This is a genomic window from Anabaena sp. CCY 9402-a, assembly GCF_963920945.1.
Classification (GTDB): domain Bacteria; phylum Cyanobacteriota; class Cyanobacteriia; order Cyanobacteriales; family Nostocaceae; genus Trichormus; species Trichormus minutissimus.
In genome coordinates, this window is the sequence record NZ_CAWUDL010000027.1 from 43,989 (window position 1) to 59,472 (window position 15,484).

The 15,484-nt window shown below is 41.6% G+C and carries 11 protein-coding genes and 1 pseudogene; 2 read left to right on the forward strand and 10 right to left on the reverse strand.

What is annotated here, in order from left to right:
* Nucleotides 1-74 precede the first annotated feature (74 nt).
* Nucleotides 75-1,325: a murein transglycosylase A gene (locus ACM0OR_RS12190; protein WP_323266493.1), complete on the reverse strand. Its 1,251-nt coding sequence runs from the start codon at nucleotides 1,323-1,325 to the stop codon at nucleotides 75-77.
* Complete coding sequence (locus tag ACM0OR_RS12195) at nucleotides 1,325-1,579, reverse strand: hypothetical protein (protein WP_190703351.1); 255 nt, start codon at nucleotides 1,577-1,579, stop codon at nucleotides 1,325-1,327. The genes ACM0OR_RS12190 and ACM0OR_RS12195 overlap by 1 nt, the downstream gene beginning before the upstream one ends.
* Nucleotides 1,580-1,837: 258 nt before the next feature.
* Between ACM0OR_RS12195 and ACM0OR_RS12200 the strand changes: the two genes are divergently transcribed.
* Nucleotides 1,838-3,229 (forward strand): protein kinase domain-containing protein, encoded by a 1,392-nt coding sequence (locus tag ACM0OR_RS12200; RefSeq protein WP_414576403.1) that lies wholly within the window; start codon nucleotides 1,838-1,840, stop codon nucleotides 3,227-3,229.
* A 15-nt stretch (nucleotides 3,230-3,244) separates the two neighbouring features.
* Here the strand turns inward: ACM0OR_RS12200 and ACM0OR_RS12205 are convergent, their stop codons facing one another.
* Nucleotides 3,245-4,141 carry a c-type heme family protein gene (locus tag ACM0OR_RS12205; protein ID WP_414576404.1) on the reverse strand — a complete coding sequence of 299 codons (897 nt, stop codon included), beginning with the start codon at nucleotides 4,139-4,141 and terminating at the stop codon, nucleotides 3,245-3,247.
* A 287-nt stretch (nucleotides 4,142-4,428) separates the two neighbouring features.
* Between ACM0OR_RS12205 and ACM0OR_RS12210 the strand changes: the two genes are divergently transcribed.
* Complete coding sequence (locus ACM0OR_RS12210; RefSeq protein WP_414576405.1) at nucleotides 4,429-5,295, forward strand: phosphate/phosphite/phosphonate ABC transporter substrate-binding protein; 867 nt, start codon at nucleotides 4,429-4,431, stop codon at nucleotides 5,293-5,295.
* On the opposite strand, the gene ACM0OR_RS12215 is transcribed toward ACM0OR_RS12210, so the two are convergent.
* The 7 genes and pseudogenes from ACM0OR_RS12215 to ACM0OR_RS12245 form a co-directional block, all read right to left on the reverse strand.
* A complete protein-coding gene (locus ACM0OR_RS12215) occupies nucleotides 5,279-6,049 on the reverse strand; it encodes a hypothetical protein (RefSeq protein ID WP_414576406.1) in 771 nt (256 codons plus the stop codon). The two genes, ACM0OR_RS12210 and ACM0OR_RS12215, sit on opposite strands and share 17 nt — an antisense overlap.
* 758 nt (nucleotides 6,050-6,807) lie before the next feature.
* Nucleotides 6,808-7,235, reverse strand: a pseudogene (locus tag ACM0OR_RS12220) (hypothetical protein).
* 146 nt (nucleotides 7,236-7,381) lie between these two features.
* A complete protein-coding gene (locus tag ACM0OR_RS12225; RefSeq protein ID WP_414576407.1) occupies nucleotides 7,382-7,798 on the reverse strand; it encodes a hypothetical protein in 417 nt (138 codons plus the stop codon).
* A gap of 98 nt (nucleotides 7,799-7,896) precedes the next feature.
* On the reverse strand, nucleotides 7,897-8,772 hold the full coding sequence (gene cysW / locus ACM0OR_RS12230) for a sulfate ABC transporter permease subunit CysW (protein ID WP_414576408.1): 876 nt from the start codon (nucleotides 8,770-8,772) through the stop codon (nucleotides 7,897-7,899).
* Nucleotides 8,762-9,613: a sulfate ABC transporter permease subunit CysT gene (gene cysT / locus ACM0OR_RS12235; protein ID WP_414576409.1), complete on the reverse strand. Its 852-nt coding sequence runs from the start codon at nucleotides 9,611-9,613 to the stop codon at nucleotides 8,762-8,764. The genes cysW and cysT overlap by 11 nt, the downstream gene beginning before the upstream one ends.
* 23 nt (nucleotides 9,614-9,636) lie before the next feature.
* Entirely contained in the window at nucleotides 9,637-10,707 is a 1,071-nt protein-coding gene (locus tag ACM0OR_RS12240; protein ID WP_414576410.1) for a sulfate ABC transporter substrate-binding protein, read from the reverse strand.
* A 552-nt stretch (nucleotides 10,708-11,259) separates the two neighbouring features.
* Nucleotides 11,260-15,459 (reverse strand): amino acid adenylation domain-containing protein, encoded by a 4,200-nt coding sequence (locus ACM0OR_RS12245; protein ID WP_414576411.1) that lies wholly within the window; start codon nucleotides 15,457-15,459, stop codon nucleotides 11,260-11,262.
* Nucleotides 15,460-15,484 lie beyond the last annotated feature (25 nt).

Genomic DNA, 15,484 nt, shown 5'->3' on the forward strand with positions numbered 1-15,484 from the left:
CTGGGAGTTTTAGATTTTGGATTTTAGATGGAAACCCAATCCAAAATCTAAAATCCACTCATTGAATTGCTCAATTATTTCAGGAGTAAATAATATAGTGATCCATTGCCGCCTGTAACACCGGCGCGATCGCCTGCTAGTTTACCAGTTCCCATAAAATAATCTACTCTGCCTGGGCCTTTGATGGCACTACCTGTATCTTGATCCAGTACAAAACGACTAACTCGACGATACTCTAGCTTGCCACCAGTAGCCGGATAAGGTAGCGAAGTCTGAACTAGTGCTAGTGCGCCTGGAGGCATTAAAGACTTGTCTGTAGCAATAGAACGTTCGGCAGTCACTGGGACATTTATACTGCCTGTAGCTGGTCTACCCTTCGCTTCCTGGAAGAAAACAAACCGTTCCCAACGCGGTAGATAGTTATTTAATTCCTGGGGTTGTGCTTTGAAAAAGCTGATCATTTTGGGCATTGTCAAGCCTGATAATGGCAATTTACCATCTTTGGCTAATTCTCCCCCGATACTCGTCCAAGGATAATCGGTTGCGCCTGCATAGCCGATAGAAGTTCTTGTGCCATCAGCTAACTGAATTTGAGCAGAACCTTGAATATGTATCATGTAGGCATCGAGGCGATCGCGAAACCAGAGCAATTCTAAACCGCGCAACTTGCTTTTATTTCCCAGTAACCCATTTTTACCTTCCAATTGCAGGCGTGTGGGGTGGGGTGTCGGCCATTTGTCAAAATTAGGCGGTAGTCGATAAAGGGGATATTTATATGCTGAAGTTCTAACTCTGCTGGCATTATAAACAGGCTGGTAGTAGGAGGTAAACTTGACACTACCTTGGCCATCGTTGCCTACAGACTGGTAAAAAGCAAACTCTCGCTGGACTGCGGCTTGTAGTTGGGCTGTAGATTTGGAATTAACGACTAATTGACGAAACCGCAGCAAACTTCGACGCACCCGATCTAGGGTAATCCCCTGGACGGGATAATTTTGATATATACGTTGTGCCGTATTCGTGTTTAGATAACGTAGGCTGTGATCAATTGATGCTAAAAGTGCTTGGCGATCGCCTGGTTTACCCCTGCTACCCAAAATTTGCTCATCCCAACCCAAGCAAGTATTTTGGGCAGTACAATTACCGACCTGTACTAATTTGAGGGGTTGTTCAATCTCAGGAGTGCTTGGCTTGACTGGTGGTTGTAACTCAGAAGTAGAGGAATTGGGTGGCGGTACATTAATAATTACCTGAGCAACAGCAATTGGGTTTATAAAGGCAATTCCCAGACTCAAGGAAAGCAAAGCAAGGGTTTTTCTCATCATTAGTTAAATCTTTCAACACTAGAACTAAACACAGGTTCTACCCGAATTGCCACAATCCGGGATGGACGCAAGACCATATACTCCCCTTGAATATTTTTGATTGGTACGCTAATGAAATCACTAGAAGCAGATTTGGGTACAAGTTCGCCACTATACCACTTTTGAAATTCTTGGATAGTAGGAAACCTGACTTCTTCTCGATGACCACTTTCTAGTAAGAGGTAGACGGCGTATTCATTTGGGGTTCTAGGCATAAGATTGAATCTTTATGAAAAATGTTCAACCTATTGTTAACCAAGATACGCCAGAATGAAAAGGGTAAGCATACGGGAGCAAGAGCAGCTTAATCACTCACTCTTCACTTTTACTTTCCCTCTAGACGCTCAATGCTTTCATCAGTTCCCAAGCATTTTTGACCGTAAAGTATTGCAGCAGTATAGGTTTTCTGAATAATTTCTCCGTACATTGGTGATTATGTCAATATGAGAGTGAGGACTTAGACAAGTCATAAAATGTTAGGAAACTTACTAGCTAGTCGTTATCAAGTCCTCCAAATCTTAGGGGGAGGAGGATTCGGTCAAACTTATATTGCGCTAGACACCCAGCGTCCAGGCTATCCTAGATGTGTTGTCAAGCACTTTCGTCCTGTCACTCATAACCCCGAATTTCTGGAAACTGCCAGAAGGTTATTCACCAGTGAAGCAGAAACTCTGGAAAAACTCGGTCATCATGAGCAAATTCCTCGGCTTTTAGCATATTTTGAAGAAAAGCAAGAGTTCTTTTTGGTGCAAGAGTATATTGAGGGAAATTCTCTCAAAGCTGAAATCACATCTGGTCAAAGATGGACGGAGGACAAAGTTATCTTCCTGTTGCAGCAGATATTAAATATCCTCACATTTATTCATAGTTACAACGTCATCCATCGAGATATTAAGCCGGAAAATATTATCAGACGTTTTCATGATAGTAAATTGGTGCTGATTGATTTTGGCGCGGTTAAACAAGTCCACACGCAAATGATTACCACCCCTGGACAAACAGAGATGACTGTGGCTATTGGTACACCAGGATATATGTCTATAGAACAGGGGCGAGGAAAACCGCACTCCAACAGTGATATTTATTCTTTGGGTGTAATTTGTATCCAAGCACTCACAGGACTACATCCCAGGGAATTTGAAGAAGACCCCCACACAGGAGAAATTCTCTGGCAATATCGGGCAATGGTGAGTCCTACTTTAGCATCTGTGATATCAAAGATGGTGCTAAACAACTTCAAACAACGTTATCAGTCCGCAATAGAGGTTTTAGAAGCTCTTCAACAGAATTTTCATCCGGAAGCGGAAACTCAATTAACTCAGACACCATCAATTTTGACATTACAGATCCCAAATACATCATCTCAACAACAGGCAGTTAGTAATCAAACTGGTTCTATGTTGTCGGCAGAAAAGAGCGATCGCCTGGAAAAGATGCTGCTAGAATTAGTTGGCCCTGTAGCTAAGACATTATTAAGACTGGCAGCATCAGCACCCAGTTACCAAGAACTCATAGATAATTTGTCTCTACATCTCACAGAAAATCAACGCGCTAAGTTTCAGCAAAAGGTAATGTCGCTGTTACTAGAAGAATCTACTAGTCCTCAGCCAGAAAATTCCTCTCAGACATCGCCAAGCATTACGCCTCCCACCATCAACTCAACAATCAGTGAAAGTTTTGTACGTGAATGTGAGCGCGAATTGGTAGATTTAATTGGCCCAATGGGTGTTTTTCTAGTGCAGAAAGCTCTTAAATTAGCTGCTGTGTCCATTTCTCGGACAGAGTTCGTGAAAATTTTAGCGGCTAGCATTCCAGACTCTCAAAAAGCTTTACAATTCCAACAACGGTTACTGTCTGGAAAGTAGAGCTACGTCTCTCTACTATTGACTATTAAGCATATCCATCGCTATTTTTAAACTAGATTTCATACGATTAAATGCTGCTGCTAAACCACCAATTTCATCTTTTGAGCCTTCATCAAAATCAGCACTCATATCGCCAGTGCTAACTTTTTGAGCAATTCTTTCTATATTTTTAATTCTCTGAATAACAGTTTTTTTGATTAGAAAATTAATTAAAAGCAGCACCACAGTAAAAATAGCAATTAACAATCCCATAATCAACGACCAACTACTTTGGGCATAATTAAAGATTTCTTTGGAGGGGACAGAAATTATTTGAGCCGCAACAATTTCATTCAGTTTCCATCCAAAACCATTTTTTGTCCCATAGGTTGTCAACTGGCTTTTAGGAGCTAGTTCTGGTGTGGAATGACATCGCAAACAAGTCTGTTGTGTAATTGCTAGGGGACGCGCAATATAAAATACATCGCCTTCAGGTAATGAGCGAAAGCCGACAATTTCTTTAATCTTGGATTCTCTACGAAAACGCTCTACAAGTTGAGTTTCAAAACTATCGGCTTTATCTCTCAAGTTGGTAGGATTAAGTGTGGCTTCTTTATAGAGAAAATTTTCATTTCCTTCAGTTTGGCGAAAATTTTCAAAGACTTCTGTGGCAGAAAAAGCTGGTACTGTTTCTGGGATAAATGCTGTTGCTGTTTCTAGCTGAGGAGCTAATAAAGGATTTATTCTATTTTGTGTATAAGTTCTTACGGAATTCATGGTTTTCATTAAAATCAGTGCTTGGGAACTGACTTCATTTTGCGCTCTTCGTTGTAACACGCTAGATAAGATAGCACCACTGAGGCAAATGCTGGCTATGAAAACTAATATTAAAAGTAAGTTGAATTTAGTACCTATTTTTAAGTTATTTAACATGATTTATATTTAATTACGCTTAAATATTGATATTTTAAATCAATCAGGAGCTATGCAGACAGAGGTTTTTATCTTATTTTGTCTTTTTTATAGCGGTTGTTTTTCTTATGTCAATTTAAATATAAAATCTTTAGAAGAATAACATATTTTATCAGATTGTCGGTCATAATATAACTAACTCAAGTAAACAAATGTTAAATTTTTTCTGGTTCATAACTTAGGTATGATTTTAACCAGGCTTAATCTCTAAGCGGTTCTAACAACAAATTATTTAAACATAAATAGTGATGGTGTGGAGATTTTCACGGCGTTTATTTCTTTTAAATTTACTAGGGTTTACAGTTGCTAGATGCTCGTCAGCACCAACTTCTCAAGGTAAGTTAACCATTGGTGTGATTGATTATGATGGAGGAGCAGAAATAATTAACCAATATGCAAAATTCAATCGTTACTTAGCAGAGAAAACCAAAGCGAGTATTCAATTAGAGCCTACTTTTAATGAAAATAAAGCGATTGAGCGTTTAGAGGCTCAGGCTTGGTCTTTGGTGTTTGCACCTCCAGGTTTAGCCGCAGTGGCGATCGCACGCTCTCAATATGTACCGATTTTTCCTTTGGTGGGTGTGACTAATTTACGCTCAATATTCGTGGTTCGTAAAGATAACCCCATCAACGATTTAAAGCAGTTACAGGGTAAAACCGTAGCTTTAGGTCAACCAGGTTCAGCTACAGGATATTATTTACCGCTTTATAATCTTTACGGCTTAACACTAGCAGAAATCATGTTTGCACCCACTCCTAAAACGCTTCTAGAGTGGGTAGTGGAAGGGAAAGCGGTGGCTGGTGCGATTTCAATGGCAGAATTGAATCTCTACAGTTCCCCAATCAGCCAAACCGATTTGCGTGTCCTCTACACAGATCCTCACTACGTCCCTCCAGGGGTAGTTTTAATTAGCCCCACTGTAGAACGTAATCGCCAGGAATATATCCGCAAAGTCATGAGTGAGTTTCCTGGTGTTTTAGCGCAAGAAGTTGGCTATGTCCCTAATGGACAAATACCCGATTATAAATACATGATTGATGTAGTGGAACGGGTAAAACTAATTGCGACTGAACTGCAAAATAAACCTGTGCAATTATTCAAAAAAACAACTTAAATCTTGCCAGTTGAGTTTCCATTGACTTGGTAAGGATTTTATTTAGTTCGTCAATATCTTGAAATTGTACAATTTGCTGGGTAGGTAAATCAAAAGGAAATTGTCCTTCCATATCTGATCGTTGCATCTGTGCTAGCAAGATTTGTTCAGAACGCTTGCTTTGAATCGCATAGCCAACTTCTACGCACACATTAGAACTAGGAATTAATTGCTGAGTTTCTTCACCATCCATGCTAGCAATTGGTGTAGTGTCAGCAATAAACAACAAACTTCTCCGGATTTTTCGCATCACTGTGCGGTTGAGTCGGATTGGTGCATTCCTAGGACGATATGATTCTACCAGTGTCAGGGGGAGGCGCGATCGCAAGTTTAAAGTTTCTAAACTTTTCCGCAATCCCTCTTTCAGCGCATCACTGGCTGCGGCATACTCAATTTGATAGGAGAAAAAAATTGTTGGTTCTAACTGCGCTAATAGCGTCTGCTTGGTAAAATAAATTTCATGGCTAATCAAGTCAATGTTAGCGACACAATAGCCACCACTACCTTCAACATAAAATTCTATGTTTTCTCCCTCTAGATAGCGGTTAAACCAAGTAGATTTTTTAACTTCGTCACTATCTTCTAAAAAATCTGCACGCAACGCCGATCTCAGCAGGCTTTTTTTACTGAGGCGAATGTCTGGCAGACGCTTTTCCAGTTCTGAAATCGGCTCATAATCCTGGAGATACCATGCTCTGAGCGCAATAATGGACATAAGAAACTATCTTAGCTGTCTGTGTTTATTTCATTGCGTATAATTTTACACGGAGTCGAGCATCTGTCAAAAAAATCTCTCTACCCTTCTCACTTCATTGCTAACGTAGGGAAGCGATCGCTTCCCTACGAAAAAGCTGACGCTAAAGATATTCTAAATCTCTTAATTAATTACTTAGGCGCAAGCCTTACCTACACAAAGCCATAGACTATTAGGAATAACAAATTATAACAACAACACCCAAACATCTACTAGTTATAACTATTTCCTCTCCTTGTTCATTTTAACTAGGGATGTAATCAGTTTCACAACTTCAGAGCAAGCAATGAAAAGCCGTTACATAGCCCCCATTTTCGGCTATTTGAGGAAATATTAACTTTCGCGTTGGGTGTTGTTGGTTTTGATCGAGACAGATATGATATTAAACAGCGTTTTTACCTCTTATACTAACTACACTCTAGCTGTTACATCTGCCAGGGAAGCTTTGTAGCTTCAATTAATAGATTAGCATTTATATATTAGTCTGGTAGTTGATGTAAATAAACTTTACTTATTTTGCTCTTGACAATTTAGTCTCAAGCTTTAGACTATCTGCATTCAAGAGCTAAATTAACATATCCGAAAAATATGATGTCTTTTGAGTAAATGCTCATTTATTTTTAAGTTTTAAGAAGTAAAGCAAATTTACAAGCGATATTCTAAGATTAAAATATTTTGCCTATGATATCGTAACCCAGTGGGAAAAACTGGGGGTTTCACTAACTAACAGGAAAGAAACTCGGAATATCCAGGAATTTAAACTGGATTAATGCCAAAATCAAAAATGTATAGGCAGTGGAAGAAACTAAGCCTGTCAATAGTTCTTTTTAAAGTTGCGTTCTTGATTTTGTTTTTGCAACATATCGATTGCACCAGCTTGCATTAACAGAATACCAATAATGTTAGATAGCCAGTAACCAATGATAACGCAAGGCATAAGTAATTGAGGTGCAAACAGGCTACAAATATAGCCGAAAAAATAAGCAATTGGTAAATTGAATACCAAATCATTCCACCAGCATAGTGGTGATAATAAGTATCCAATCACTAAGAAAAATCCGCCTCTGAGTTTCTGTAATAATGTTTTAGGCAAATTTTCTGGGGTTTGTGATAACAACTCTTGACCACCGTTTTTAATCTCACTCATATTTATACAGTAATTTAATCAATTAACCGTACTTTAGAATAAAAAGTCCAAAAAATCTAGAACTAAACAGAATTTGAAATTCTAGTTTTCAGTTTATAATACGTAACCTTATTATATCAATAAGCTCTATATTGCAATTGAAAATTTTATTCATTATTGATAATTACCCGTTCTTTAGGAAGTAAATTCGTTTCATTTACTGGTTTTTCTATAGTAATATTTACTGACTGTGATAATAGTCGAATAATTAAACTCACGCCAATTGCCCAAGCGAACAAAAGGGGGATGAAGGGGCTGCCGACGGCAGCCCCTTCATCCCCCTTTAAAATAATTATCATTATTGTTTTAAGCCACCAACAAGGTGTGGAATTTTTACATACCTTGAGAGATATAAGGACTTTTTCTCTGACGTTCGCGGAGCGTGTTGTCAACAGAGGTTTTGAACCTTTATAAAAGCTTTTTGACTTTTGACTTTTGAACGTCAGTTGCTTCTCTCCCTTCTCTTCTCTTCGAGAGGCTACGCCAACGCGGAGCGTGTCGTTCGCAGTAGCGTTGCGTAGCAAAGATGCTGCGCGAACAAGTCCGTAGAGCCGACGACACTTGCTACAACGCGGGAAACCCGCGCAAAGCACTGACTACTTTTGACTTCCGCGTAGCGGTATTAGCTGTCCCCTTCATTTTTGCTCCTAATGCGGCGTTCAAACAACTCTTTAAGCACCAGAGTGAAAGCAGCCAATCCGGCAAGTACCACCGAAGCAGCAAAGGCACTTTGGGAATCGTAATTACGATAAGCCCCTTCTACATATAAAGTTAAAGTCTGTGTACGGCCAATTAAATTACTCGATACCACAGCAATAGCACCATACTCTCCCATCGCTCGAGCAGTGGTGAGAATTACGCCATACAATAATGCCCAGCGAATAGAAGGTAGTGTCACTCGCCAGAATGTTTGCCATTCACTAGCACCCAAAGTTTTAGCAGCTTCTTCTTCTTGAGTCCCGACTTCTTCTAGTACCGGAATCACTTCCCGCGCCACAAAGGGCATTCCCCCCAACATAGTCGCCAGAGCAATACCAGGAAAGGCAAAGATAACCCTGATATCTAAGGATTGTAGTAGGGGGCCAAGTAACCCATTACGTCCATAGAGGGAGACTAGCATTAAACCTGTAACAATGGGTGAAATAGAAAAAGGCAAGTCAATAATACTTAGTAGCAACGTGCGTCCTGGAAATCGACGGCGGGCAATGACCCAGGCGGCACATAGACCAAAGACGACGTTAAACGGCACTGCTATTGCTACCGCTAGTGCTGTCAACCGCACAGCTTGAGTGAAATCACGGCTAGTAAGAGTGGCAAAAAATGGAGCAATACCCCGGCTAAAAGCTCCAATGAAGACATAAAGAGTGGGGAGCAGCAATACCAGCACAAAATAAGCCACCACTGCCCCAATCAAAATAGTTCTGCCCCAATCTCCAGCTTGCTTGGGTTTTACTCCACCAGATGGAAGAGACTGGTTCGATCTGACATCAAGCACCATAGCGTTGCCTCCAAGTTTGCAAGAAATTCACTGCCAGCAGCAGCAATAGGGAAATCAGCAAAAGAACTGTGCCAATAGCTGTCGCCCCAGGGATGTCGTTTTGTTCGAGGCGTTGGAATACTAAAATGGGAGCAATTAAATCTTTATAGGGAACATTAGCAGCAATCAAGACCACCGAGCCATACTCTCCCACAGCCCTAGCAAAAGCCTGGGTTGTACCTGTCAGGATAGCTGGTATCAGAGGGGGTAATATCACCCGCCAAAAAGTTACCCATCGGGAAGCCCCTAAAGACCAGGCAGCTTCTTCTATTGTTAAATCAAGTTCTTGCAGCACTGGCTGTACAGTACGAACAACAAAGGGGACGGAAATAAACACCATCGCCACCGCCACCCCCAACCGAGTGAAGGAAACTCTAATACCAAAAGGCGTAAGAAGCGAGCCAATCCAGCCTTGCTCACTGTAAACTGTGGCAAGAGTGATACCTGCAACCGCCGTAGGTAGGGCAAAGGGTAGGTCAATCACCGCATCCAAAACTCGCTTAAAAGGAAAGTCGTAGCGTACCAGAACCCAAGCTGTAGCAGTACCTGCCACACAGTTAATAGCGGCTGCAAATAAGGCAGTACCGAAGGTGATGCTGTAGGCTGATAGGGCAATGGGGGCAGTGGCCAGTCGCCAAAACTCTGCGGGTGAGAGTGTTGTAGCCCGAAGAATCAAGGCAGCAACAGGCAGCAATAGGACGATGGAGATATAGGTAAGGGTAACCCCCCACGGCAAAGAAAAGTGCTTAAGCCAATTTTTGGGTGCGAGGGAAAAATTAGACTGTGTATTTGAAACTGTCATGGCTAACGAATATAAGTTAGATGCTAACGTCGGGCAATGTTCGCCTGGATGTCGTCAAAAATTGCGCCGTCAGCAAAGAACTTGGGACTGACTTGATTCCATCCGCCAAAATCTTCGATGGTGAACAGGGTAGTGATTTTGGGATAGTTAGCGGCAAATTCTGCGACTACTTCTGGTACTACTGGACGGAAGCCCACTTTGGCGAATTCGCGCTGGGCTTCAGGGGTAAAGAGAAACTGGACAAAGGCTTCTGCTACTTCGCGAGTACCCCGCTTATCAACATACTTATCGACTACGGCAATGGGACTATCGATGGAAATATTGATATCAGGAACTACGTAGGGTAAATTTTGTCCCTGCTGTTTCGCTAAGATTACTTCGTTTTCATAGTTAATGAGGGCATCTCCCTGTTTTTGGGCAAAGAATGCGTCAGTAGCTTCACGGGCATCTCTCGGCAATACTGGCACATTGGCATAGACTTTAGTGACAAATTCTTTGGCTTGTGCTTCAGTCCCGCCTGTTTTAGTTATCTTTCCCCACAAGGCCATGTAGTTCCAACGAGCGCCACCAGAGGTTTTGGGGTTAGCAGTGATTACACTAACATCATCGCGGGCTAAATCATCCCAATTTTTAATATTTTTGGGGTTGCCTTCACGGGTAACGATCGCGCCCACAGAGCGGTGGACAATACCGTTGCCATTGGGTGTCTTTTTCTCCCAGCCTGGCTGAATCAGTCCGGCATCCTGGATTTGTAAAGTATCTGCTGATAGTGCTAGAGCTACGACATCTGCTTCTAAGCCGTCAATTACCGCACGGGTTTGAGAGCCTGATCCGCCGTAGCTTTGGTCAAATCTCACGGTCTGCCCGGTTTTTTCTTGCCACTGTTTAGCGAATAAGGGAATAATTTTTTCATAGGCAGTGCGGGTAACGGCGTAGCTTACCAGAGTAATTTCTTTTGTTTGTGAAGCTCCACCGTTAGTGTTGCTAGGAGAGCAGGATGCAGTCGTTACAGTCAAGCTGACTGCTACCAAAAACAGCGAAATAAAACTTTTTAAAGACACTCTTTTCCATCGATTCCAATTATCCAACCACATCCTGACTTTAGTCTCCTTGCTTTAAACTACATCTAGTCAATCAAGTTATAGTATTTTTTAGCTTAGTCATATATATTACAGATAACTAAATCAAATAGCAAGGCAATCACCATAATCTCAGTCAAGATTATGGTGATTGCATGACTTTTAAATATGGCAGCTTGATGGAGGTGATTAACTCTACGAAAATGGCTTTACAGTGCTGGGTAGTGAGTCTTGATGAAGAAAAAGAGTAATCAACTTGAGTTCGGGTTAAGCCAAAAGCTAAAAAGCTGATTCTGTAAGAGTTAAGCAAAACTCTAAGTGATAAAAGAAGCGATTAAAATAGAATCATTTTGTCAATAAGGGTTACAAATGAGACTAATCTTAATAATATGCGTTATTGAGAATAAATTAAAACAGAGTTTCAACCCGAACAATGAGAAATTAAGGGTTTTAAGGATTTCTTATCCCGCACTCAGGTTAAATATAGGACAGGTTGCTTGATTTAACGCTATTTTCACCTTACTACCTGCCCCTTTTTTGATCCCGAACTCAGGTTTATTAGTACAGTTAATACTGATGTTCAAGCACTCGATAATCTTGGTTTTGAAGTATCCACCGATTATTCTCCGCCTGTGGTGATACTACCTGATTATCACCTTGTGCTGCCTCTAAGCAAACCCTCAATTCTTCAGCTAGTATCTGCACACCTGGTTCTCCCAACATACCTAGATGTGTACCAGGAACTTCGTGAATTTCTACCCCTTGTTTAGCCATTCCACTCCAGCCTCTACAGGGTTTGAACTGACACCATCTCAAAACTTCTTTCGTAGTAAATAAAGTTACCTTGCCAGCATAGGGTTTGGCTACATAATCCGCCATTGTCGCCTGCTTGAGAACTTCTATTAATGCCATGTTGTAAGGGTTGGCATCTTCAGCAAAAGAATGTTCATTCCACAAGTCGAATTTGCTACTATGTTTCCCAGTTAACATGGATTTGAACCAATCCACTTTGGCGAAAACATAGTTCCTTCTATCTACAGATGGTAGTCGCAATAGGGTGAGCCAGTAGACGTACAGTGTACGCAATAGTGAGGGATGATTGATATACAGACTGGGGTTATATGTATCAAACAGTGCTAGTAAACCCACGCGATCGCCTTGAGCAACTAACTGACGCGCCATTTCAAAAGCAACTGTTCCACCACTAGAGAAACCACCTAACAGATAAGGCCCTTGGGGTTGAACAGTGCGAATTTCTTTGATGTAGTGAGAGGCCATGTCCTCAACTCTAGTGTGGGGTGCTTGTTTACCATCAAGTCCTTGTGCTTGCAGTCCATACACAGGTTGCTCTGCATCTAGGTGACGTACTAAAGTTTGGTAGCCAATAACATTTCCTCCCAAGGCATGGATCAAGAATAAGGGACGTTTTGCACTGCTACCAGGCTGAATTGTCACCAGAGAAGACCAAGAAGTTTTTGTGTTTGATTGGCGGAGAATGCTAGCTAATTGTTCTATGGTTGGTGATTGCAACAAGGTAGCTAGGGGAAGCTTTTGAGCAAATTTCTTTTCAACTTGCGTAAATAATCTTACCGCAAGTAGGGAATTTCCCCCCAACTCAAAGAAATTATCTCTAATGCCAATTGACTGAATACCTAAAACCTCTGACCAAATTTGCGCTAACTCGATTTCTACGGCATTCCTAGGCGCAACAAAGGCTTTTTCTAAGTCCGGTCTTTGGTCAGGGATGGGCAGAGCGCGGCGGTCTACTTTACCATTAGGAGTTAGTGGGATGTAGGCGATCGCAACAAAGGCAGATGGAATCATATACTCTGGCAATTTCTCTTGCAGAAACCGCCGTAATTCATTCATTACAGGTGCAGATTCACCATTTACTACCACATACGCCACCAAACGCTTATTTCCTGGCTCATCTTCCCTAGCTATAACTACAGTTTCCTGTACAAAGTCGTGTTGTGTGAGTACACTCTCAATTTCTCCCAACTCAATGCGGAAACCGCGAATCTTTACCTGATGGTCAATTCGACCGAGGAATTCAATATTACCATCACTGAGATAGCGAGCTAAGTCTCCTGTTTTATAGAGCCGTGCTTCTGGATTCTCGTTAAAGGGATTGGGGATAAACTTTTGGGCTGTTAGTTCGGGTTGATTTAAATAGCCAGAGGCTAAACATTCCCCACCAATATGCAACTCTCCAGAAACACCAATGGGGCAAGGATTCAGGTAAGCATCAAGAATGTAATATTGAGCGTTTTGGATGGGTTTACCATAGGGAATACTCTTCCAATGCGGCTCGACTTTGCTGATGGGATAATAATTAGACCAAACAGTGGCTTCCGTTGCTCCACCCAAACTAATGACCGCAACCCCTGGGAAGGTGGTTTTAAGTAAATCTGGTAGTGTGACTGGTATCCAATCACCACTCATAAATACTAGGCGCAGTTGGGGATGACAATTACTTGCTTGAACCTTGGGAAAAAAGCCAGCCAGTTGTTGCAGTGCAGGCGGCGCAGAATCCCAAAATGTAATTGGCTCATGACAGAGAATGTGCAGTAAAGCTTCTGGATCTCGAACATCATGGCTAGATACAACCCGAATCGAACCACCTGCGGCTAACAATCCGAAAATGTCATACACTGACAGGTCAAAACACAAGGATGTAATAAATAAAACTCGGTCGTCAGAATTAACATTAAATGTTTTGTTCACCCACTCAATCAGGTTGATTACTGGTTGATGACGAACTACAACCCCTTTTGGTGTACCTGTAGAGCCAGAGGTAAAAATCACATAGGCAATATCATTGGAATTAGTAGATGTTGGTAAATTTTCTGTAGGTAGTAAATCTAGATAGGAACGATGCCAAACAGAGGGTGTAGGGGTATGAGGTTGTAGGGGTGTAGGGGAAAAAACTTCTTGGTGATTCTCTGGTTTTTTGCCTGCTTCACTATGTGGAGATTTATCTAAACAGATTAAATGTTGTAGTGCGCTCAGTTCTAGCTCATGAATACTAGATAAGAGGCAAGTTTGGGTGACTAGACAGTTAATTTGCAGAGAAGACAGCAGTAATTGAATGCGTGCTTTGGGAAAACTGGGTTCTAGTGGTACATATGCGCCTCCAGCTTTCAAAATTCCTAGGACAGCCGGAATCATTTCTAGCGATGCCTCCGGCAACGTCTCCGACGAACGCTCTAAATATACACCAACTAACACCCCTGGTTTGACACCCAGTTGCTTCAAGTGATGGGCTAACTGATTAGCTCTACAGTTCAACTCTTTATAGGTGAGTTGTTCCTGTCCACAAACAACGGCTATAGCGTCGGGTGTTAGCTCTACTTGAGCCTCAAAAAGTTGATGAATACAAAGTTGCTCTGCAAAATCTGTTTGTGTATGATTCCACTCCATCAACATTTGATGTCTTTCATCTATCGTTAATAGTGGTAATTCTCCTAAACACTGCCAGGGATTACTTGCCATGCTGGACAATAAACTCTGAAGATGTCCCAGCATTCGACCGATTTTGGCATCGTCAAAGTTGTTTTGGTCATATTTGAGTTTCAATAGAAGTTCTGACTCTGCATAGCCAACCAATGTCAGAGGAAAGTTAGTTTGTTCTTCTTGCTTTACTTCCAGGTTTTGCCATCTGTCACCCTGAGAACGTAAAGCTGAATTCAATTCATACTTGTCAAATACCAGAATGCTATCGAATAAGGAAGTTCCGCCGGGAACATCGCTCCATCTTTGAATATTGACTAGGGGAGTGTGTTCGTAGTCTCGCAACGCCATCCACTGCGATCGCAATTCTTTAAGCCAAGTCAAAAGCGGTTTTTCCCCCGACACCTTGACTCGCACTGGCAGAGTATTGATCAATAATCCTACCATTGACTCCGCCCCAGCCACAGAAGAATGACGACAGGCTCTTGTCGCCCCAAACACAACATCGGACTCACCACTATAACGACTCAGCAATAAAGCCCAAGCACCTTGTACTAAGGTATTCAGTGTGAGTTGATGTTGTTCTGCTAAAGACTGCAACATCGCCGTAGTTTTTTCTGAGAGTCGGATTGCTTGCTCGCCAAAACCGCTTTGATTGCGAGAGGTTGAGTCTACTAATAAAGGCGTGGGTGCAGTGAAGCCTTTGAGCAAGTCCCGCCAAAAACTTTCAGATTTAGACCAATTCTGTTGCTGTAGCCATGCAATGTGGTCTTGATAAGGACGAGGTTGAGGAAGTTGTAAGTCTTTTCCTTCGCAGAAAGCATCATAGAAGGTGAACACTTCCTTGATGATGATGGACAAAGAGCGACCATCTAACAAAGCATGGTGAAAAGTCCAAATAAATTGGTAGACAGATTCTTTCAACTGAAATAACGCTAGGCGCATCAATGGCGCGACATTGAGTTCAAAACCCAGCCTGCGATCGCTTTGCAGGTAAACTTGCAATTTAGTTGATTGTTCTGTGTCAGATAAGCCACTCCAATCTTGCTGTTCTAGGGGAATTGTTACATCTTGATGCACACATTGCAGAGGTTCTCGTCCATTTTCCCAATCAAAGCTAGTTCTTAAAACTGCGTGTCGTTCTACAACTCTCTGCCATGCTTGTTGGAATGCCACAACATCAATTTTTTCATGTACTAAACAGATATGTTGCTCAATATCCACTCCCGAATTTTGAGCAACTAGACTGTTAAAAAGCATTCCTTGCTGTATAGATGATAGTTGATATGAATTTTTTAAACTTACTACTTTCATTTTGTTGGTATAAATAGTTTGTCGG